We start from the raw sequence: 22,619 nt of genomic DNA on the forward strand, positions 1-22,619 counted from the left end.
TTTTATCCAAGTTCCTATTTTTATTATAATATATTTTTCTTCCTGCAAAAGTAGCCAAAATGAGAAAACACATTACATAAATGTAAACAAGCTGTCCTCAAGAAGATGGCGGCGCTTCAATACTTCCATTTCCAAGCATTCAAAAAGAATAAAAAAATCCGGGGGAAATCCCCCGAATGTTTAATGTTTCAAATTAAACCAATACAGCCATTACATTGCGGACAGATTGAGCTGATTTATCTAAAGCAGCCTTTTCTTCCTCTGTCAATTCAAGTTCGATCACTTTTTCTATACCGTTAGCACCTAAAATTGTTGGAACGCCTAGATAAATTCCTTCATAACCATATTCTCCTTCAAGGTATGCAATAGCCGGAAGAATTCTGCGCTGATCTTTTAGAATTGCTTCACACATTTCAACAAGAGAAGCAGCAGGAGCATAATAAGCGCTTCCGTTCCCTAAAAGGTTTACGATTTCACCGCCGCCTTTGCGTGTGCGTTCAACGATTTTCTCAAGACGATCCTTTGGAATGAGAGTTTCAAGAGGAATTCCTCCTGCGTAAGAATAGCGAATAAGGGGAACCATATCGTCTCCATGACCGCCCAGTACGAAACCTGTAACATCCTTAACTGAAATGTTCAATTCCTGAGCAACGAAAGTTCGGAAACGGGCAGTATCAAGTACACCAGATTGACCGATGACACGGTTTTTAGGGAAACCTGATTCTTTAAACACTGTATAAGTCATCGCATCAACCGGATTTGTCAATACAACGATGTAGCAGTTTGGGGAATATTTCACAATTTCCTGTGTTACACTTTTCATCACTTTCTGGTTTGTTTGCACTAAATCATCACGGCTCATTCCCGGTTTCCGTGCAATTCCAGCTGTGATAACAACGATATCGGAATCTTTTGTATCTTCATAATTGGAAGTTCCGATAATATTAGCGTCGAATCCTTGAACCGGGCTTGCTTCAAGCATATCTAACGCTTTCCCTTTAGTAGGATTTTCCATTTGCGGAATATCAACTAAAACAATATCCCCAAGTTCTTTTTGAGCTAAAAGGAATGCTGTAGTAGCTCCGGTAAATCCTCCGCCGATCACAGAAATTTTTTTGCGTTTCATTGTCATGGTGTGATCCCCCTTATCGCATTAAATAAAATAGATTGATTTCATACTTATACATTTTACCTTAAACAGGTAAAAGTATTATATGTAAAGGCTGCTCTTCCAAATGAACAGCCCAAAAAATGATTATCCCATATTTTTGATTAACTCATTTCCAAATTCTGAAGTTTTTACTTCAATTGCCCCTTCCATTAACCGAGCAAAATCATACGTTACAACTTTGGAAGCAATTGTTTTCTCCATTGATTTTATGATTAGATTTGCTGCTTCATTCCATCCTAAATGCTCAAACATTAATACTCCGGAAAGGATGACCGAAGAAGGATTTACTTTATCTAATCCTGCATATTTAGGAGCTGTACCATGTGTTGCTTCAAAAATAGCATGACCTGTTTCATAGTTAATGTTTGCTCCGGGAGCAATTCCAATGCCTCCAACTTGAGCAGCAAGTGCGTCGGATATGTAATCTCCATTTAAGTTCATTGTTGCAACAACATCAAACTCGCGCGGACGAGTCAGAATTTGTTGAAGAAAAATATCAGCAATTGCATCTTTTACAATGATCTTTCCTGCAGCTTCTGCCTCTGCTTGTGCTTTGTTTGCAGCTTCTGTCCCCTGTTCTTCTTTAATGCGGTCGTACTGAGCCCATGTAAATACTTTGTCGCCAAATTCTTTTTCAGCAAGCTCGTAACCCCAGTTTTTAAATGCACCTTCAGTGAACTTCATAATGTTCCCTTTATGTACAAGAGTTACGGACTTGCGGCCTTCTTTAATCGCATAATTGATGGCTGCACGTACAAGGCGGGATGTTCCTTCCTGTGAAACAGGCTTAATGCCGATGCCTGAAGTTTCAGGGAAGCGGATTTTATTGACGCCCATTTCATTTTGAAGGAAATGAATTAACTTCTTAACTTCGTCAGTACCTTTTGCATATTCAATGCCAGCATAAATATCTTCAGTATTTTCACGGAAAATAACCATGTCTGTATCTTGCGGTCGTTTTACAGGTGATGGCACTCCTTCAAACCAGCGTACAGGACGCAAGCACACAAACAAATCTAATTCCTGGCGAAGAGCAACATTCAGCGAGCGGATTCCGCCCCCTACAGGTGTTGTTAAAGGTCCTTTGATGGCAATTAAATATTCATTGATCGTTTGAAGCGTTTCAGCAGGAAGCCACTCTCCTGTTTGATTAAAAGCTTTTTCTCCGGCAAGCACTTCTTTCCATACAATTTTCCGCTCGCCATTATAAGCTTTCTCAACCGCTGCGTCCAATACTCTTTGTGCAGCTGCCCAAATATCCGGGCCTGTTCCATCTCCCTCAATAAATGGAATAATCGGATTGTTTGGTACGTTTAATACACCATTTGTTACCGTGATTTTTTCACCTTGCATGATTTATTCTCCCTTCTATAAGAGCATAGTGCCCCAAGACATTCCCATTATTTATATTTTTTTTCTATAAAGTATGCCGAATAAGGAGGCTGACTTTAAAGGCCTGGCTTCATCAATGACAATATATGGATTAGATGATTTTTTGTGTATATTAGGGGGTCAGGCCTTTTCTATTGAGTCAACCTCAATTCAGCTTACCTTAGAGGAAGCCCGGAGCAATACTGGTTAAAAAATCAGAATCAAAGGTTAGAAGGCTTTGCTTCTAACCTTTTTTCCTTTCTATTTTATTACATCAATTTTTCGCGAAAAAGTAAAATTTTCAATAAAAAAAATCTTTTATCCTCTTTGCTCAATTGGAATAAATTTTTGCATTCCAGGACCTGTATAGTCAGCACGCGGGCGAATTAAGCGGTTGTTTTCATATTGCTCTAAAATATGGGCGAGCCAGCCGGAAATACGGCTTACAGCAAAAATTGGTGTAAATAAATCATGGTCAATTCCTAAGCTGTGATAGATAGATGCTGAATAAAAATCAACATTTGGAGGAAGGCCTTTCTCCCCTGTCACAATGGCTTCAATTTTAATGGACATTTGATACCAATGAGGTTCACCAGTAAGCTCTGTTAACTTTTTAGACATTTCTCTTAAGTGTTTTGCACGCGGATCTCCTTTTCGATAGACACGATGCCCAAAGCCCATGATTTTTTCTTTCTTCGCAAGCTTTTCACGAATATATGGTTCAACATTTTCCAACGAACCAATTTCTGTCAGCATTTTCATTACCGCTTCGTTTGCCCCACCGTGCAATGGGCCTTTCAGCGCTCCAATTGCAGCAGTAACACCGGAATAAACATCGGATAAGGTTGCAACACAGACCCTTGCTGTAAAGGTAGATGCATTTAACTCATGATCGGCATGAAGAACAAGCACCTTATTGAATGCTTCAACAGCAATATTCTCCGGTTCTTTTCCATTTAGCATATATAAGAAGTTAGCTGCAAAGCTTAAATCCTTCCTTGGTGCGACCGGCTCAAGCCCTTTGCGTACACGGGCAAATGCAGCGACAATTGCAGGTATTTTCGCCTGAAGGCGGATTGCTTTTCTATAGTTAGCCTCTTCATCCATAAGATCAGCTTCTTCATCGTATAATCCCAACAGTGATACAGCTGAACGAAGAGCAGCCATTGGATGAACCTTGTCAATTGGATACATTTTGAAATGATCCAAAACCTCTTTTGGAAGTTCTGCGTTTTCCATCAGCTGGGTTTTTAATTCTTCCAATTCAGATTTAGTAGGAAGTTTGCGATGCCATAAAAGATAAATTACTTCTTCAAAACTAGCATTATCCGCTAAATCATCGATATTATAGCCAACATATGTCAGTGTATCATCGATTATTGAACTTATAGAAGAAGTTGTTGCAACAACCCCTTCAAGACCACGTGTAACTGTCATACTTAATCTCTCCTTTACTTAAGTAATCTCCCCTTAACCCATTGTCTGTAAACCATATTCACCGAAATAATCCATTTTCAGCTTTACAGAAATAGTTTTCGTCTATCTATGGGGCCAAAAAAGATGCTTAAAAGTTCCTGAATTAACAGACCATTTTGAGGGTAAGTGTGTGCCTGAATATCGAAGCCTTTCAACGGATCTTATTTCCGTGGCTCCGAGCGCTTGCTCAGAAAAATATCCAAAAAAAGAAAGTGCTTACATTTTTCTTCTTTATAACAAAAAGCGACGAATTATTATTCTAATTTACATTTTTACATATTTCACATTTGTTAAAGAGGCGCTTACTATTCCTATTATAAACAATTATCAGACTTTTGTGAACGAAAAGAATAGAAAATGTGAAAAAATTATTATTTTTTTAGAAAAGCTGATATGCCTATCATTTGTATACTTGAAGTTAAAAATATTGCTATTTCAAAAAAATAACACTTCAAAATTATGGAATTAGGCTATGAATTCATTCCTGCCCTTCCTGCAGGCAGAATGAATTCGCAGCCGATTACCAATTAATTCAGAAAATCAAAAATTTTCATTGCCATATACGCAATTCCGGCACCGATCAGCGGTCCTACCGCCACTCCTTTAAATAGAGATACGGCAATGATCGTTCCTAAAACAAGAGCAGTCGTGATGTGAGGATCTTCTGCCAATAAAATAACCCCGCCTTTTGCAAGCAGCGCCACTGTAATTCCCGATATTAGTGCTATCCATGCATAAGGCGATTTGAAAGCCCCGGACAAATCCTTGAAGCCGATTTCTCCGCTTGCTATAGGTGCAAGGACAGCGAGCGTGATAATGGTTACACCCCAGTTTATTCCTTTTGATTGAAGAATTGAAAAAGCGCGCATACCAAAAGGAAGCAATTTTAATAAAAACAACACAGCTAAAGCAATTAATAGTGAATGATTTTTTGCTAATAAACCTATTCCAAACAATAAAAGTAAAAATAAATATGGTTCAAATGTCAAGTTTATTCATCCTTCCGACATTTATCTTAGCATAAGACCCCGGCAGTTCCTTTAACATATGATATAAAAACCAGCAGCATTTTTTATATTTAGTGAATCCTTTCAATGGTTATTGTCGTAGGAATGAGTGCAGATGCGGTTTTCCGATACAGATGATAAAATATTTTTAAATAAATTCCGCAAATAAGGAGGTACTTAATTGAATCAGACGTACATATTTCGAACACTACGTTTTTTATACGTAATTGGAATTGTCTTCTTAAGTTTAGTTGCAATATATTACATATCAACAGTCACTTATCCTTTTCTTATAGCACTGGCACTTGCCTTTCTAATTAACCCGCTTGTTGGCTTTTTTGAGAAAAAGGCCCGAATGCCGAGAGCTCTGGCTGTTTTAATTGTTCTGATTCTTATTTTTGCCGTTTTTGCCGGATTAATCACGCTGCTTGTCGCCGAAATTGTATCAGGTACTGAATATTTAGCAAAAGTAGTTCCAACACATTTAGATACAGTAATTAATTATATTGAACAATTTTTTGCTGCTCAAATTATTCCTCTTTATAACCAGTTGTCGAGCATGTTTAAAAACCTGGATGCAGGCCAGCAAGATACCATTCTCATGAATATTGAAAATGTCGGAAAAAAATTCGGAACAACTGTCGGAGCGTTTATCCAGAACTTTTTTGAAAAGATTCCAAATATCTTATCATGGTTTCCAAACGCAGCTACAGTGTTCATATTTTCTTTGTTAGCAACATTTTTTATCAGCAAAGATTGGCACAGGCTTACAGCACTTGCCGGCAGGCTCCTTCCAAAGCGGGCAAAATCGAGTGGAAAAACAGTTTTTGCAGACTTAAATAAAGCTTTGTTTGGGTTTATAAAAGCACAAGCAACTCTGGTTTCCATTACAACTGTTATTATATTAATCGGCTTGCTAATCCTGCGTGTCGATTATGCGATAACAATTGCCTTAATTGCCGGAATTGTTGATATTATCCCCTACCTCGGAACAGGCGCCATTTTCGTTCCATGGATTATTTATGAGGCAATTGCCGGAGAAATGAGCCTGGCAATCGGTCTTGGAGTCTTATATATTGTGGTTATTGTCCAAAGGCAAATTATGGAACCTAAAATTCTTTCTTCAAGTATTGGACTAGATCCGCTTGCCACTTTAATTGCCTTGTTTGTCGGATTTAAGCTGCTCGGATTCCTTGGATTGATTGCAGGCCCGGTAACCCTCGTCATTATCAGCACTTTGCATCGCGCAAATGTGTTTAGGGATATTTGGTCGTTTATTAAAGGCGAAGAAAAAGCGTCTTAAATTATGATTAAAATTTAAAGGCAGACTTTGTATGGAGTCTGCCTTTAATACTTACCGGATTATCGTTACATTGCCTTTATCGATCCATCTTTTAAATGCTTTTATTAACAGCATCTTAAAAAACTTTCTCGTTGGAGGGGCAAGTAATAGAAACCCTGCCATATCTGTTATAAATCCAGGTGTCAAAAGCAATGTTCCTCCTATTAGAATACAAATACCGTCCAATAAGGCATCGCCGGGTATTTGCCCGTATCGGAGCTGTTCCTGTGCTTTTCGAATCGTCTCAAGCCCTTGGCGCTTTGCTAAGTATGCCCCGAGCACTCCTGTAAAAATAAGTAAGAAGATTGTCGGCAACACTCCAATCGTTTTACCGGATAATAAAAGAAACGCTATTTCTAGAGCGGGAACGATAATAAGAAATAATAGGAAATAACGCATTCGGCACCCTCCACGGACATTTTACTTTGTCCAATTTATTATATGCCTCTATAAACAATAACATCAAATGAAAGAAACAAAAAGAGATGAAGCATTAACCCCATCTCTCGTGAAATCAAATATTATAATACGCTTGCGTGACCGTTGTAAATGATTCCTCGTGCTGCGTCAACAGTAATTTCTTGCCCGTCTTTTAGAATTTTTGTTGCATTTTCAGCACCGACAATAACAGGAATGCCGAAATTTATACCTACAACCGCGCCATGGCTTGTCAATCCGCCTTCTTCGGTAATAAGGGCGCTGCACTTTTCAATAGCAGGTATCATTTCCCGGTCGGTACCGATCGTAACTAGAATAGAGCCTTCTTTTACTTTACTTAAAGCTTCTTTTGCATCGCGGGCGATCACGACTTTTCCATACGCAGATTTTCTGCCGATCCCCTGTCCCTTTATCAAAGAATCGCCTACTACATGAATTTTCATAAGGTTGGTCGTTCCGCTCTCTCCAACTGGAACGCCTGCAGTTATGACCACTAAATCGCCATTGGTGACAATACCGCTGTTTAGACTTTCCTGAACAGCAATTTCAAGCATTTCATCTGTTGTGGTAGCTTCTTTTCCAAGTAACGGATAAACTCCCCAAACTAAAGCCAGACGGCGGCGGACAAAGTCGTTTGATGTAACCGCCACAATCGGCACCTTTGGCCGATATTTCGAAATCATCCTGGCTGTATGGCCGCTTTCAGTAGGAGTAATAATTGCATTTACATCCAGATTTAATGCTGTATGCGCAACAGATTGGCCGATGGCATCTGTAATATTGTGCTCATTGTCTTTGCTGCGTTTCGATAAAATTTCCTTGTGATTTAATGCAGATTCAGCTCGTGATGCAATATTATGCATTGTCTGGACAGCCTCTACAGGATATTGTCCAGCGGCCGTTTCACCTGAAAGCATAATTGCATCTGTTCCGTCAAAGATCGCATTTGCTACATCACTTGCTTCCGCGCGTGTCGGCCGTGGATTTCTTTGCATGGAGTCAAGCATTTGCGTTGCAGTAATAACCGGTTTTCCAAGGGCATTACATTTTTTGATCAGCTTTTTTTGGACTAGAGGAACTTCTTCAGCCGGAAGTTCAACTCCGAGATCACCCCTTGCAACCATTAAACCGTCCGATACTTCTAAAATTTCATCAATATTGTCTACCCCTTCTTGATTTTCAATCTTCGGGATAATATGAATATTCGTCGCATTTCGCTTTTCAAGCAATTGGCGGATTTCAAGCACATCTTTTGCTCTTCTGACAAATGAGGCCGCGATAAAGTCTATGCCTTGTTCAATGCCAAAAATAATGTCGCTTGCATCTTTTTCTGTAATTCCCGGAAGTTTGACAGATACTCCCGGAACATTAACGCCCTTCTTATTTTTTAAAATGCCGCTGTTTAAAATTTTTGCATGAATTTCATTATTTGCATGATCAATTTTTGTTACTTCAAGCCCGATTAACCCGTCATCCAGCAAGATTTTTGAGCCCTTATGAACATCGTTAATTAAACCTTGATATGTAACAGAAAATTTTTCAGGCGTTCCCAAGACTTCATTCATAGAAATAATTATTTCCTGTCCGGCTATTAACTCGATTGCACCGTTTTCCATATCATGCGTGCGTATTTCTGGACCTTTTGTATCAAGGAGGATTGCAATATTTTTGCCGGTTCTTTCTGCTGCTTCCCGAATGTTTTTAATCCTCTGGGCATGTTCTTCGTGGTTCCCATGTGAAAAATTCAGACGTGCAACATTCATTCCCGCTTCTATTAATTGTGTAAGCTTCTCCAGGCTTTCACTTGCGGGGCCAATCGTACAAACGATTTTCGTTCTGCGCATTTTTTAATTATACCTCCTATAAATAATGAAGGACTTATTATATTGAGAGCTCCTTGGATAGCTTGCACAATTCTAGGTCGAGCATATGTTCTTCGGAAAATACTTCATTAAAATCATAATCTACGACCTGGTTTTTTCTGATTCCTACTGCACGTCCGCCTTTTCCTTCAATGAGAAGCTCAACAGCATGTGCTCCAAGACGGCTTGCAAGCACGCGGTCAAATGCACTTGGCGATCCCCCGCGCTGAACATGTCCAAGAACAGTAACCCAAGTAGCAAAACCGGTTGCTTCTGTAATTTGTTTGCTAAGCTCTTCGCCGCTGCAAACCCCTTCGGCTACAATGATAATACTGTGCCTTTTGCCGCGTTCATGACTTCTCTTTAAACGGTCAGCAATTTCATTCATGTCATAATTTTCTTCCGGAATCACAATCGCTTCAGCCCCGCCGGCAAGTCCTGCCCATAATGCAATGTCCCCGGCATTTCGGCCCATTACTTCAACTACGAACGTCCTTTCATGGGAAGATGCTGTATCACGAATTTTGTCAATCGCATCGATAACAGTATTTAAAGCTGTATCAAATCCGATCGTTTGCTCTGTTCCTGGTATATCATTATCAATTGTACCCGGAACGCCTACACACGGAAAACCAAGTTCTGTGAGGGCTTTTGCTCCTCGGTAAGAACCGTCCCCTCCGATAACAACGAGTCCTTCGATTCCGTGTTTCTTTAATTGTTCAACGCCTTTTTGCTGTCCTTCTTTAGTCTTAAATTCTTCACAGCGGGCAGAATAAAGCATTGTTCCTCCGCGGTGGATAATATCACCAACAGAACCGAGCTCAAGTTTTTTGATATTTCCGTTAATTAAACCTAGATAACCGCCGTACACACCATAAACTTCCAGGTTGTGATAAATCGCTTTGCGCACTACAGCGCGAATCGCAGCATTCATTCCTGGTGAATCTCCGCCGCTCGTTAGAACACCTATTCTTTTCATAATGCATCACCTCTAGTTATTTCAAAAGTATCTTTAATAGATTAAAAAGCTTTTAATGTGTTTGGGCTGCAAGAATTGCTTTCTTAATTGTCAATAAAATACCCTGTAATATTTCTAAAATAACACGAAGTACTTTGTCTCACAACAAATTCCTAAAATTATTCATATAGACAGAATTATCGGGATAATGCAAACGATTTCTAATAAAAAACGCGCGGATAAAAGTGTAAGTTTCTAATTTACCTCTGCATGTTCAGCAGCAAATGAATATTCCCCGATCGCTTTATATTTCCGATAACGGTGAACGACTAGTTCTTCATCTGACATTTTAACCAGTTCTTTTAAAGATTTCATTAAAATTTGGTCAATATATTCTGATTGTTTTTTAACATCTTTATGTGCTCCGCCTTTTACTTCAGGGATAATTTCATCAATAATACCGAGTTCTTTAAGATCAGGTGCAGTGATTTTCATTGTTTCAGCAGCCCTCTTCGCTTGTGACGCATCTTTCCATAAAAGCGCGGCTGCACCTTCAGGAGAAATAACCGAATATGTGGAGTTTTCAAGCATATGAATATGATTGCCTACACCTAACGCCAAAGCCCCGCCGCTTCCTCCTTCTCCAATAACGATACATATGACAGGCACTCTTAAACCGGCCATTTCAAAAAGATTACGGGCAATCGCTTCACTTTGTCCTCGCTCTTCTGCTGCCTTTCCGGGATATGCCCCTTTCGTGTCTATAAAGCATATAATCGGCCGTTTAAATTTTTCCGCTTGCTTCATTAACCGCAATGCTTTTCGATATCCTTCGGGATGGGGCATACCAAAATTGCGGCGGATATTTTCCTTCGTATCTTTGCCTCGTTGATGTCCTATTACCGTCACCGGCAGACCGTGATATTTAGCAATGCCTCCTACGATCGCCTCGTCATCTCCAAAGTTGCGGTCACCGTGGCATTCAAAAAAATCAGTGAAAAGATGCGAAATATATTCTAAAGTAGTAGGACGGTCCGGATGGCGGGCAATTTGGACCCGGTTCCAAGGATTTATATTTTCATAAATTTCTTTTTCTAATTTTTCCAGCCGCTCTTCCAACTTCTCAATTTCGGAAGAGAGGTCAACGTCCGTGCTTTTCGTAAACTCTTTCAGTTCGGAAATTTTTTTCTTCAACTCAATGACGGGTCGTTCAAATTCTAATTCTCCAACCATTTCACTTCACCTCCTGCATGAATATCCAGTATCGTGGTGATTTTCTCTTTTAAATCAAGCCGTGAAATGACAGCATCAAGCTGGCCATGTTTTAAAAGAAATTCTGCTGTTTGGAAGTCTTCGGGTAATTCTTCACGAATCGTTTGCTCGATTATTCTTCTTCCGGCAAAACCAATAAGTGCCCCAGGCTCGGCAAAATTATAGTCTCCTAAAGAAGCAAAACTTGCAGATACCCCGCCTGTAGTCGGGTGCGTCATAATAGAAATCGTTAATCCTCCGTTATCGCTGAAGCGTTTTAAAGCGGCGCTTGTTTTTGCCATTTGCATTAAGCTTAAAACACCTTCCTGCATGCGCGCTCCGCCGGATGCAGTAAAGATAATAAACGGGATAAAAAGCTCATCCGCTTTTTCGATCGCCCGAGTAATTTTCTCACCAACAACGGAACCCATACTTCCCATGCGGAAATTGGCATCCATAACTGCAATAGCCACTTGGAAGCCATTCACTGTTCCAGTACCTGTAACAACCGCTTCATTCATTTTTGTTTTTTCCCGGTCTTTTTCCAGCTTCTCAAGATAGTCAGGAAAATTAAGCGGGTTTTTTGAAACCATTTCACCATTCCACTCTTCGAAACTGCCATCATCTAAGAAGCTTTGCAAACGCTCTGCTGCATTCATCTGATAATGGTAGCCGCAGTTAATACAAACTTTAAGATTTTTGGAGACCTCTTTTGTATACATGATTTTCTTACATTTAGGACATTTTGTCATAATTCCTTCCGGAACATCTTGTTTTGCAGCTTCAGATGGAATGGTGGCATATTTTTTCTTTTTTGATTTTGTAAAAATGTCTTTAAGCAAGGTGAAACCTCCCTCACAGGTAGCAAATAGACAAGCTGAAATCCAGTATTTCAACACATCATTTATAAGTCTAGTTAGTGATCAGACCACTAGTGTGAAAGTAAAGCGCTTCATACTTAATTTCATATCACAGCCTGTCTTACAATATAGAGGAATAACCATACAATTACTGTTACATCTTGTCGTCATGGATTCGACAACTTTCTAAGCTTTCGGTATGCTTGCAAAATTTCATCTTGATTTCTTGAGAATATCGCATCAATTAATGACAGGTAATCATTTTTTTTTGCATCGTATTTGTTCAAACCAAGAGAGTTATAATAATCTTTAAGTATTATCCAAATTCTAAAAAATAAGTAATTTTGTGCGAGCTGAACAATTTTCAAAAAAAAATCGTCATCATTGAACTTAGAGGACTTTGCCCAATTAGAAAAATTGCTTAGCTTTTCTTGATCAAACTTTAATAAAATGAGGCGCAAACAATCTATTTCAATCAAATATTTCGTTTCAGACACATCGCGTTTTGCTCTCTCGTCTTGTAAGATAAACGTGCTTAACAGTTCAACTAATTGATGTCCACTAAAATCGCGGATAAATGTGCCTTCTCCTCGTCTAGTTTCGATTAACCCTAATAGTTCTAAAGCACGCAGAGCCTCCCTTACGGAGGAGCGCCCAACATTCAGGCGCTCAGAAAGCTCACGTTCGGAAAGGATTTTATCTCCTGGCTTTAAACCGTTGGATTCAATCATCGCTCTAATCTGCTTTACAATCTCTATATAAACTTTAGAATTCCCCCGAGTTTGAATCACGTTACCCGATCACTCACTTTTTCCAATAGTAGTAAGCAGGCGAGTTTTTTCTTTAACCTCCTCAGGATCAACCTTGATCCTCGCAACGCCGGTTTCCATGGCTGCTCTCGCAACGGCAGCTGCTACTTCAGAGGCTACTCTTGGATCGAACGGTCCAGGAATGACGTAATCAGCATGTAATTCATCTTCTTGAATTAACCCTGCAATTGCCTCAACCGCCGCAACTTTCATTTCTTCATTTATTTGAGTTGCCCGGACATCAAGAGCTCCGCGGAATATGCCAGGAAAAGCAAGAACATTGTTGACTTGATTTGGATAGTCGGATCGGCCCGTTCCCACGACTTTCGCCCCTGCCGCTTTTGCTTCTTCCGGCATGATTTCCGGATCAGGGTTTGCCATTGCAAAAATAATCGGATCAGGGTTCATTGATTGGATCATTTCCGCAGTGAGGGCTCCCGCAGCAGAAACACCGATAAAAACATCGGCTCCTTTAATCACCTCAGCGAGGCTTCCCTTCAAGCATTCCCTGTTTGTGAATTTCGCAACTTCCTCCTTAATCGCGTTCATTCCCTGCTGACGGCCTTCGTAAATGGCCCCTTTTGTATCGCACATAATAATATTGCGAATACCATAGCTGTAAAGAAGTTTAATAATCGCAATTCCGGCTGCCCCGGCTCCATTAGCAACTATTTTTATCTCATTCATTTCCTTTCCGACCAATTTTAATGCGTTTACAAGACCTGCAACTGTAACAATGGCAGTGCCGTGCTGGTCATCGTGAAAAATCGGGATATTTGTTTCTTTTTTCAGCCGTTCTTCAATCACAAAGCAGTTCGGCGCGGCAATGTCTTCAAGGTTAACTCCGCCAAAAGTCGGTTCAAGGAGCTTTACTGTCTCAACAATTTTGTCCACATCTGTTGTATTTAAACAGATTGGAAACGCATCGACACCTGCAAAACTTTTAAAAAGGACCGCTTTTCCTTCCATTACGGGCAAGGCTGCTTCAGGTCCGATATTTCCCAAACCAAGAACAGCAGTGCCGTCGGAAACGACTGCAACCATGTTTCCTTTCATTGTGTAGTCATAGACAGCTTCCGGCTTATTATAAATCACTTTACAAGGCTCAGCCACTCCAGGAGAGTATGCAAGGCTGAGCTCCTTTGCATTCCTTACTTGAACTTTTGATTTCGATTCTAATTTTCCTTTATTAATGCGATGCATATGCAACGCTTCTTCGCGTAAAGTCAAATATTATCACACCTTCGATTGTTAAGGAAACATTAATTTATGACTCTGTTTATAATCCCGCTTTCGAAGTGGTCAGACCACATTAGCCTCTTTATCATATATCACAACTTTATTAGCTGTAAAGATTATTTCCTCAAGATAACATTGCTCTTGCCCAAAAAATCTTTCAGTTCATTCAGACATTCTTCCGACGGATCGATTCTGTCTCCGTCAGACAGCAATACGGTTTTTTCAATCCGATCGTAATAAAGAACAATTCTTGTTTTACCTTTATATTTCTGAATGATCGATTTTAAAATTTGCAGCTGTTCAGGCGACTGCTTTTCTGTTTTGATTTTTAAATATAAAGTAGGACCTTCTTTTTTCAATCGGTCTTCAATATGGCGGATATCCTTTGCATTTTGAATAATGAACTGCATGTTTCCTTCGCGTTCTTCAAGCTTTCCTTCAAACAGTAAAATACTCCCTTGTTTTAAAAGCCCGCCGATTTTTTTAAAAGGGGCAGGAAAAACAACCCCTTCAATTTCCCCGCTCGGATCGCTTAAAGTCAAAAACGCCATCGCTTCGCCTTTTTTTGTCCTAATTCTTTTTAGATCTGTAATATAGGCGGCAATAGGCACGGACCTGCTGCCGGGAGCCAATTCTGCCAGCTGTTTTATTCCTGCTCTTTTCAGAAGATCTTCATATAAAGAAACAGGGTGTTTTGATAAGTAAAAGCCTAATACTTCTTTTTCAAATGCAAGTTTGTCTTCTATGTTGATGGGATCCACCTGCATATATTTTGGTTTCAGTGAAAACTCTTCCTCTGCAAACAAATCAAATTGATTCGTGTCATCAGGTTTTACGAGCTGGGCATGTTCCATTGCAATATCAATTGTGGCAAGCAAAACGGCCCGGTCTTGTCCAAACTCATCAAAACTTCCCGAATGAATGAGAGCTTCAAGAGTTTTTCGATTAACCGCCTTTGGAGATACTCGCAAACAAAAATCAAATAAATCATCAAACCGTTTTGTTCTTCTTGCTTGAAAGATTTCCTTTAATGCCGCTATTCCTACACCTTTAATACTTGCGAGGCTGTAGCGGATTGCCCCGTTTTCGACTTGAAACGAATAACCGCTTTTGTTTATTGAAGGCGGGAGAATCTTCATGCCCATTTGCTTTAATTCGCGAACATATTGCGCGATTTTTCTTTCATTTCCGGAAACAGATGTAAGAAGGGCCGCCATAAAATGAAGCGGATAATGTGCTTTTAAATAGGCAAGTTGATAAGCGATAATGCTATATGCAACTGCATGGCTCCGGTTAAATCCGTAATTGGCAAATTTAACAATCAAATCATAAATTTGATGAGCCGTTTGTTCGCTGTAGCCTTTACTTATCGCCCCTTTCACAAAATGATTCCGTTCTTTATCCAGGACATCGCGCTGTTTTTTTCCGACAGCGCGCCGAAGGAGATCCGCTTCCCCGAGAGAAAAACCTGCCATTTTTGAAGCAATCTGCATAATTTGCTCCTGATAAACAATAACGCCGTACGTGTTTTTTAAAATCGGCTCAAGATCCGGGTGCGGATACTCTATTTTTTGACGCCCGTGCTTCCGATCGATATAAAGCGGGATATTTTCCATTGGACCGGGGCGGTAAAGGGCATTAACCGCAACAATATCTTCAAAGCTCGTTGGCATTAAGCGGGTCAGCACTTTACGCATTCCCTCTGATTCAAGCTGAAAAATTCCTGTTGTATCTCCCCTGCTTAATAGCGCAAAGGTTTTCGGGTCATTCAAAGGAAGGTCGTGAATATTCACCTTTGTTCCTGTTTTTCTTTGAATGGAACCAATAATTGCTTCAATTAACGATAAATTTCTTAAACCGAGAAAATCCATTTTTAACAACCCGATGTCTTCAAGATGTTCCATTGAATACTGGGTTAAATAAACTTTTTCATGGCCGCTCTGGATCGGGATGACATTAATGAGCGGCTCTTCGCTTATGACAACTCCGGCAGCATGTGTTGATGTATGCCTCGGCAAGCCTTCCAGCTTCAAGGCTGTTTCAAACAGTTTTCGATTATAGTTCGATTCATTCACAAACGTTCGAAGCTGTTCTGATTCCTTGTATGCATCCTTCAAACTGACTCCCAGCCTTGATGGAATCATTTTTGAAAGCCTGTCCAATTCTTTTGTATTAAGGCCAAATACCCTTCCCACGTCTCTGAGCGCCGCCTTAGTCGCCATCGTTCCAAATGTAATAATTTGCGCAACATGAAATTCGCCGTATTTATCCACAACATATTCAATTACTTCATCGCGGCGGTTGTCAGGAAAATCAATATCGATATCAGGCATGGAAATCCGTTCGGGATTCAAAAACCGTTCAAAAAGCAGCTGATGCTTAATCGGATCAACATCTGTTATGTAGAGAACATAAGCCACGATTGAGCCGGCTGCAGATCCCCTGCCAGGCCCTGTTAATATTCCCCGGTCGCGGGCAAACTTCATAAAATCCCACACAATCAGAAAATAATCACTGAATTTCATTCTCTTAATTACGCCGAGCTCATACATTAAGCGTTCTATATGCTCTTGTGTTTTATTCTTATATCTCTCGTTCAAACCTTGCAAACAAAGCTTTTCAAGATAACTGTCTGCCGTTTCGCCTTCCGGCACCGGATACTTCGGCAAAAATTGTTTATCCATTTCAATAAAAACATTGCATTGTTCAGCAATATGGATCGTATTTTCCAACGCATCGGGATATTCATAAAATAACTCTGTCATTTCTTCTGCTGTCTTAAAATAAAATTGATCGCTGCCGAGCTGTTCGCGACCCTCATCCTGAAGTTTTTCACCATTTTTGATTGCCAGCAGACATTCGTGGGCAAATGCATCTTTCTGCTCTAAGTAATGGACACGATTTGTAGCAACAATCCCGATTCCGGTTTCTTCCGTAAGACTTGCCAGTTTCGGAATCAATTCCTGCTCGGGCTTGATCCCATGGTTTTGCAAGCTAATATAGAAAGAATTTTCTTCAAATAGACCTGCAAGAGATAGTGCTGCCTGCTTCGCTTTTTCCGATTCATTATTTAGTAAATAGTGTTCAATTTCCCCTTCCATCCCAGGCGTCAATGCAAACAGTCCTTCTGCATAATGCCTGAGCCACCTAATCGGAATTCCTTGTGGAGATTTCGTTTGAACAACACTTGTTATTTTTAATAGATTTTGAAATCCGGTTTGATTTTTTGCCAATAACACAAGCGGAAAAGAGCTTGATTCAGTTAGTTCGCTTAAAACATCCACTGTCAGCCCTATAATTGGTTTAATCGAATGCTTTACACACTCTTTATAAAAAGCAACAGCGGCATACATGACATTGCGGTCGGTTAATGCCACTGCCGGAAACCGCTTGTTTTTTGCTTCGCTGACCAATTGTTCGATCGTAATTGTGCTGGTGAGAAGACTGAATGAACTATATACATGAAGGTGAATAAATGACATGTTTTTCACACCCTTACTGCTTCTTCTATATCTAATTATAGAACTTCATTTCTGAAAAAGAAAATATGTTCTCATTTTCGCAAGGGGTTGATAAATAGTGGGAAGTGGTCGATATATTCGAAAAGCGGTCGATAAACGATGAAAACTGGATGATAAACCTTTGAAATTCTTGGGACATAAAATGTAAGAAACATATTCATAATAGTTTGTCCATATGATGAATTACAGGGGTCATTCCAAAAATGAGATAGGGATGGATTTATCTATGAAACAAGAACCGTTTTTTATTGGTCTAATTGAAACTTATTTTATTGCTCTCGGAGTTTTGCTTGGAGGCGCGTTAATCGGCGGAATGGCTGCATTTTTAACAGGGAAGCCCCCGTTGACAGAAATCTACCGTATTGCCACTTCTATTCGAATATGGGCCATTATTGCAGCGATTGGCGGAACATTTGATACTGTGTACAGCTTTGAGCGGGGTTTGCTTGATGGAGAAACAAAAGATATTTTTAAACAGTTCTTGTTGATTCTTTCCGCACTCGGCGGTGCGCAAACCGGTGCTTTACTCATAAACTGGTTGACGCAGGAGTATATTTCTTCATGAGAATTCCTCCATACTACCGGCAGACAGGCTGGCAAAGATTTCTCGCAGGTATGGCAATCGGCGGATTTATTAGCTGGACTATTTTTTTATATATTTTCGGCTCATGGCAGGAGATTCAAAGCAAGGAGATACAGCGGCAGAAAGATGAAATTGTGGATCTAAAGAAGGCAGTGAAGATTTGGCAAGAAGATTTTAATAAGCTGAATGAAAAAAATCAAGAACAGTTAACTGTTCAAAATTTTAAAGTTAAAATTACAAATTTCGAAAAATATAAACTTGATCTGTTAAGTGTTTCTGAACTTGAAGAGGGAATAAAAGAGGATATCGATTTGGTTATGGCTAAAGACCTCGAATCCGTTTATAATAACAGGGACTTAATCAAAAAAGTCATTGAAAATAAAGTATTTATATTAAACGATAAACGATACAAACTGCAAGTAAAAGAAATGATCATCTATACTACATTGGAAATCCAGCTGCAGTTAATTCTGGACGGCTGATATAATACCGGAACTGACTCATGAGCAAGGGGCAGCCCCCTCCACACAACATATAAACAATACTAATAAACCATTCTATATTTCTTTGTCGGAGGGGGTCAAACCCTTATGGCATTGTTAACAAAGTCCCCAGAAGTCTATACTTCAAGACGTGAAAAGGATAAGTAAAGGTCTTTCTCACTGGTGCATGCACGCTTGATCCATATCTTTTAACACTGATTCCTTTTCATCCCATGAGTAAATAGAAGCTCCGGCAGCAAGCGGATGGCCGCCTCCTTTATATTTTCTGGCAACACTGTTAATAACAGGACCTTTTGACCGCAGCCTAACGCGAATTTGATCCTCTTCTTCAATAAAAAAGGCCCATGCCAGAACTCCTTCAATATTTCTAAGCGAACCAACTAAGAGAGAAGCTTCAGCTGGTCTCACTTTATATTCTTCAAGCAGTTCTTTTGTTAAAACCATTGATGCGACTCCGCTCGGGCGAATATCAAAGTTTTGTAAAATATACCCGTTCAATTTCACGACATTCGGCTTAAGTTCATACATCTGATCATACAATTCCGTACGGGAAAAACCGTAGCGGATCAATTCGCCGGCATAGCCGAACGTTTTTTCGGTCGTACTCGGATAAAGAAACCTTCCGGTATCCCCGACAATTCCGGCATACAAAAGCCTAGCTGCTTTATCTGTCATTTTCAGACCTTTCTCTTTGCCAAATAAATAAAACTCATAAATCATTTCACTTACAGAGCTTGCATCCGTATCAACCCAAATTAAATCCCCGTACGGGTCCTCATTCGGATGATGGTCAATTTTTATCAATTTATCACCAAGGTGATAGCGGCTATCACAAATCCTCTCCGTATTTGCAGTGTCGCAAATAATAACGAGCGCACCTTTGTAAATTTCATCTGGTATCGTATCAAGTCTATTCAGATAATGAAGAGTAGGTTCTTCCTTTCCAACTGCGTAAACGTGTTTCTCAGGATAAGATGCTTTCAGAATTTCTACCAATCCTCCCTGAGAACCGCAGGCATCCGGATCAGGACGCACATGGCGATGGACAATAATCGTTTCATATTGCTCAATAGCTTCTAAAATTTTCTCTTTCATCATTTTGCTCCTTAATAAATTGATAATCAAATATTCCAACACTTTAACGCATTAACGTAACGCGGGTCTGGCCCTCAACGATTTAACGCGTTAACGTGGTGCGGGTCTGGCCCCCGTTGATTTAACGCATTAATACATTAAAATATATCGCGCATAAAAAGGACAGCTTCCTGTATAGCATTTCCCTTACAAAATCGTTACAATAGTAGAAGATTGTCGAAAATGGAGGAATTGAAATCATGCCTGTATTAGTCATTCTAATCATTATGTCTCTTTCTTTCTATGTATTTTATAAAATTAAATACATTAGGTCCACCCGCCCTGCTGAAAGGCAATGGATTTCAGCCAAATCGAGGATCGCCCTCGGTTTATTTGTTGGGTTGTTCGGCTTAAATCAACTGTTCCTTTATCACACAACAGTCACCTATATTGTTGCCGCTCTGTTTATCATTGTCGGAGGATTAAGTGTCTGGAGCGGCATAAAAGCATATAAATTTTTTCTTCCGCACGTTGTCAAAGAAGCTGAAGAGCTTTCAAATAATAAAATTTAAAAGGGACTGTATCATAAGGGTCTGACTCTCTCTATATGTTGTATTGGAGGAGTCTGACCTGTTTATTAATTTCTGTCAATAAGCTGGCACATCATCATAGCCTTTCCTACAAGCACCCCTTCGTTAAAGACCTCGACATCGACTTTCCCGAATTTTCGTCCTACTTCGAGAACTCTCGGATAAACCTCTAGCTTGCTTTCAATTTGCACTGGTTTAATAAAATAGGTCGTCATGTTCTCGACAACTAAATCTCCTTTTTTATAGCTTCTAAGCACTCGGTTTGCAGCTTCCGTAACAATTGTGGTGAATACTCCGTATGAAAGAGAACCAAGATGGTTCGTCATTTGCGGTGTTACTTCACAACGGAAAGCATTTTCGCCTTTCGTATTACCCTCGATTAAAGTTAATTGGCTTGTGACAATATCATCGAGCGTTTCTCCTACCTGTGGCTGCCGTTGTATCATTTGCAGCGCTTTAAGAACATCTTGCCTGCTGATAATCCCTTCAAGCTTATTGCTGTCATCTACAACTGGTAAGACTTCAATTCCTTCCCAGACCATGATATGTGATGATGAAGCAACACTCGTTTTGCCGCTAACTGTTATCGGATTTTTTGTCATGATTTTCTCAATCGGCGTTTCCGGTGGATGACCGATAATATCTTTTGATGTTACCATTCCTTGTACCTTCATATTATGATCAACGACAGGAAAACGGCTGTGCATGGTTTCGTTGTTATATTTATACCAATCTGATACAAGATCACTCATTTTTAAGTATATCGTCTCCGAAAGCGGTGTAAGGATATCTTCTACGAGGACAATTTCTTTTTTGATCAGTTGGTCGTAAATAGCGCGGTTGATCATCGTTGCAACGGTAAACGTGTCATAGCTCGTTGAAATAATCGGAAGCTGAAGCTCATCAGCCAGTTTTTTTACGTCTTCTTCCGTATCAAATCCGCCTGTTATAAGGACGGCAGCTCCAGCTTTAAGGGCAAGCTCATGGGCTTTTGTCCTGTTTCCGACAATTAACAGGTTTCCTGCCCCTGTATACCTCATCATAGCTTCCAGCTTCATCGCACCGATAACAAATTTATTTAGAGTCTTATGCAAACCGGCCTTGCCGCCCAATACCTGGCCGTCGACAATGTTTACAACTTCCGCAAAAGTCAGCTTCTCAATATTTTCTTTTTTCTTTCGTTCGATACGAATTGTTCCGACCCGTTCAATCGTGCTGACATACCCTTTGATTTCCGCGTCTTTGATTGCTCTGTACGCCGTTCCTTCACTTACGTTAAGCGCCTTGGCGATCTGGCGGACAGATATTTTTTCCCCTACCGGCAGTTCATCAATATAACGCAAGATTTGTTCATGCTTTGTTGCCAAGACCTTCACCCTTTATTTAAATTTTCCACATATCTATAAGTTAATTATAAGGTGAATGTCTATTTGAATTCAATTCGATAAAGTAATTAGTGCAAAATATCATTCATTTAATCGTTATAAGAACGGGCTTTCGTTCCTGCCGGTTTTCCATGAATCATTCGCTTACCGGTCTTGGCTGTTTTAGGCAAATATAATAAAGCTGTCAAATTTCCGGAAATGACTATGAGAGAAAATGCCAACCAGACCCGGGCAAAAATCCCCTCAATCCCTTCAGCAAAAACAGATAAATTCGGAACAGCATAATATATCAGGAGTGAACACATTAACAAACAAAGCAAATACCGATTCTTCTTCATCCTTTTCCCTCCTCTTACTGCTTGTTCTATTTTTATGCGAAGGGAAAGGAAAAAAGTAGTCCCATTGTCCGCAGCAATTGAGATCCAGAATGTAAAAAACGTGCGGCTTACATTCGCTGCACGCTTTTACCTAATTAGAGTTCAATTGCTTCCCCTGCACGAAGGACTTTTCCGCTTACACCTTCTAGCAAGTCAATAAATTTTTGCGGATCCTGCTTGATCGGTGGAAACGTATTATAATGGATCGGAACCACTGTTTTTGCATTGAGCAATTTTGCCGCATAAGCCGCATCCTCAGGCCCCATAGTAAAATTGTCGCCGATTGGCAAAAATGCGAGATCAATCGGATGGCGCTCTCCAATCAGCTTCATATCTGAAAACAAGGCCGTATCTCCTGCATGGTATACCGTCTTTCCTTCAGCCATAAAAAGAACGCCGGCAGGCATTCCGCCGTAAATAATTTCGTTATTTTCCGTAATGATACCGGTTCCATGGAAAGCCGGAGTCAATTTAACTTTGCCAAAATCAAATTCATATGCTCCCCCAATATGCATTGCATGAGTATTCAAACCTTGCCAGCTTAAATATGTAGCTAATTCAAAATTTGCGATAACAAGAGAGCTATTTTTCTTTGCAAGTTCGATTGTATCCCCAACATGATCACCGTGGGCATGAGTGATAATAATTACATCAGGCTTGACATCATCTGCCTTCAAATCAGTTAAATCATTTCCAGAAATAAATGGGTCGATGAAAATTGTTTTTCCATTCGTTTCAATTTTTACAACAGAATGGCCGTGGTAAGAGACCTTCATTTTTACCATCTCCTTTCAAAGTTGCT

20 protein-coding genes are annotated in these 22,619 nt (G+C 39.9%); 4 read left to right on the forward strand and 16 right to left on the reverse strand.

Translation table 11 applies throughout. The annotated features are described in order from the left end of the window. Window positions 1-193 precede the first annotated feature (193 nt). From mdh to C0966_RS11020, 4 genes are all read right to left on the reverse strand, one after another. Window positions 194-1,132: a malate dehydrogenase gene (gene mdh / locus C0966_RS11005; protein ID WP_274855495.1), complete on the reverse strand. Its 939-nt coding sequence runs from the start codon at window positions 1,130-1,132 to the stop codon at window positions 194-196. A 123-nt stretch (window positions 1,133-1,255) separates the two neighbouring features. Next, on the reverse strand, window positions 1,256-2,527 hold the full coding sequence (icd, locus tag C0966_RS11010; protein WP_274855772.1) for an NADP-dependent isocitrate dehydrogenase: 1,272 nt from the start codon (window positions 2,525-2,527) through the stop codon (window positions 1,256-1,258). A gap of 333 nt (window positions 2,528-2,860) precedes the next feature. Further along, window positions 2,861-3,979, reverse strand: a complete 1,119-nt coding sequence (gene citZ / locus C0966_RS11015; protein ID WP_274855496.1) for a citrate synthase — start codon at window positions 3,977-3,979, stop codon at window positions 2,861-2,863. Between the two features lie 566 nt (window positions 3,980-4,545). Continuing rightward, complete coding sequence (locus tag C0966_RS11020) at window positions 4,546-5,007, reverse strand: DUF441 domain-containing protein (RefSeq protein ID WP_274855497.1); 462 nt, start codon at window positions 5,005-5,007, stop codon at window positions 4,546-4,548. 199 nt (window positions 5,008-5,206) lie between these two features. Here C0966_RS11020 and ytvI point away from each other — a divergent pair, with 199 nt between their 5' ends. Further along, window positions 5,207-6,328 (forward strand): sporulation integral membrane protein YtvI, encoded by a 1,122-nt coding sequence (gene ytvI / locus C0966_RS11025; protein ID WP_274855498.1) that lies wholly within the window; start codon window positions 5,207-5,209, stop codon window positions 6,326-6,328. A 51-nt stretch (window positions 6,329-6,379) separates the two neighbouring features. Here the strand turns inward: ytvI and C0966_RS11030 are convergent, their stop codons facing one another. The 8 genes from C0966_RS11030 to dnaE all read right to left on the reverse strand — a co-directional run bounded on the left by C0966_RS11030 (window position 6,380) and on the right by dnaE (window position 17,266). Continuing rightward, on the reverse strand, window positions 6,380-6,766 hold the full coding sequence (locus C0966_RS11030; protein ID WP_274855499.1) for an FxsA family protein: 387 nt from the start codon (window positions 6,764-6,766) through the stop codon (window positions 6,380-6,382). 122 nt (window positions 6,767-6,888) lie between these two features. Continuing rightward, window positions 6,889-8,649 (reverse strand): pyruvate kinase, encoded by a 1,761-nt coding sequence (gene pyk, locus C0966_RS11035; protein WP_274855500.1) that lies wholly within the window; start codon window positions 8,647-8,649, stop codon window positions 6,889-6,891. Window positions 8,650-8,686: 37 nt separating this feature from the next. After that, a complete protein-coding gene (pfkA, locus tag C0966_RS11040; RefSeq protein WP_274855502.1) occupies window positions 8,687-9,646 on the reverse strand; it encodes a 6-phosphofructokinase in 960 nt (319 codons plus the stop codon). A 234-nt stretch (window positions 9,647-9,880) separates the two neighbouring features. After that, window positions 9,881-10,858, reverse strand: coding sequence for an acetyl-CoA carboxylase carboxyl transferase subunit alpha (accA, locus tag C0966_RS11045; protein ID WP_274855503.1), 978 nt, complete (start codon window positions 10,856-10,858; stop codon window positions 9,881-9,883). Next, the gene (accD, locus tag C0966_RS11050; RefSeq protein ID WP_274855504.1) at window positions 10,843-11,718 is read right to left on the reverse strand and encodes an acetyl-CoA carboxylase, carboxyltransferase subunit beta; all 876 of its coding nucleotides are present in this window, start codon (window positions 11,716-11,718) and stop codon (window positions 10,843-10,845) included. Before accD ends, accA begins: the two co-directional genes overlap by 16 nt. A gap of 185 nt (window positions 11,719-11,903) precedes the next feature. After that, entirely contained in the window at window positions 11,904-12,467 is a 564-nt protein-coding gene (locus C0966_RS11055) for a FadR/GntR family transcriptional regulator (protein ID WP_425535945.1), read from the reverse strand. A 69-nt stretch (window positions 12,468-12,536) separates the two neighbouring features. Then, entirely contained in the window at window positions 12,537-13,775 is a 1,239-nt protein-coding gene (locus tag C0966_RS11060) for an NAD(P)-dependent malic enzyme (protein WP_274855507.1), read from the reverse strand. A gap of 125 nt (window positions 13,776-13,900) precedes the next feature. Beyond that, window positions 13,901-17,266, reverse strand: coding sequence for a DNA polymerase III subunit alpha (gene dnaE, locus C0966_RS11065; protein ID WP_274855508.1), 3,366 nt, complete (start codon window positions 17,264-17,266; stop codon window positions 13,901-13,903). A 265-nt stretch (window positions 17,267-17,531) separates the two neighbouring features. Here dnaE and C0966_RS11070 point away from each other — a divergent pair, with 265 nt between their 5' ends. Together C0966_RS11070 and ytrI are read left to right on the forward strand one after the other, a co-directional pair. Next, window positions 17,532-17,870: a YtrH family sporulation protein gene (locus tag C0966_RS11070; RefSeq protein WP_274855509.1), complete on the forward strand. Its 339-nt coding sequence runs from the start codon at window positions 17,532-17,534 to the stop codon at window positions 17,868-17,870. Continuing rightward, complete coding sequence (gene ytrI, locus C0966_RS11075; RefSeq protein WP_274855510.1) at window positions 17,867-18,370, forward strand: sporulation membrane protein YtrI; 504 nt, start codon at window positions 17,867-17,869, stop codon at window positions 18,368-18,370. The genes C0966_RS11070 and ytrI overlap by 4 nt, the downstream gene beginning before the upstream one ends. 177 nt (window positions 18,371-18,547) lie before the next feature. On the opposite strand, the gene C0966_RS11080 is transcribed toward ytrI, so the two are convergent. Then, a complete protein-coding gene (locus C0966_RS11080; RefSeq protein ID WP_274855511.1) occupies window positions 18,548-19,486 on the reverse strand; it encodes a DHH family phosphoesterase in 939 nt (312 codons plus the stop codon). A gap of 239 nt (window positions 19,487-19,725) precedes the next feature. Between C0966_RS11080 and C0966_RS11085 the strand changes: the two genes are divergently transcribed. Further along, window positions 19,726-20,037 carry a YtpI family protein gene (locus C0966_RS11085; protein ID WP_274855512.1) on the forward strand — a complete coding sequence of 104 codons (312 nt, stop codon included), beginning with the start codon at window positions 19,726-19,728 and terminating at the stop codon, window positions 20,035-20,037. A 65-nt stretch (window positions 20,038-20,102) separates the two neighbouring features. Here the strand turns inward: C0966_RS11085 and C0966_RS11090 are convergent, their stop codons facing one another. From C0966_RS11090 to C0966_RS11100, 3 genes are all read right to left on the reverse strand, one after another. After that, a complete protein-coding gene (locus C0966_RS11090) occupies window positions 20,103-21,422 on the reverse strand; it encodes a CBS domain-containing protein (RefSeq protein ID WP_274855513.1) in 1,320 nt (439 codons plus the stop codon). Between the two features lie 107 nt (window positions 21,423-21,529). After that, a complete protein-coding gene (locus tag C0966_RS11095; RefSeq protein ID WP_274855514.1) occupies window positions 21,530-21,778 on the reverse strand; it encodes a hypothetical protein in 249 nt (82 codons plus the stop codon). A 134-nt stretch (window positions 21,779-21,912) separates the two neighbouring features. Further along, window positions 21,913-22,593 (reverse strand): metal-dependent hydrolase, encoded by a 681-nt coding sequence (locus C0966_RS11100; protein ID WP_274855515.1) that lies wholly within the window; start codon window positions 22,591-22,593, stop codon window positions 21,913-21,915. Window positions 22,594-22,619: the final 26 nt, after the last annotated feature.

It is taken from the genome of Bacillus methanolicus, assembly GCF_028888695.1.
In the GTDB taxonomy this organism is placed as follows: Bacteria; Bacillota; Bacilli; order Bacillales; family Cytobacillaceae; genus Bacillus_Z; species Bacillus_Z methanolicus_B.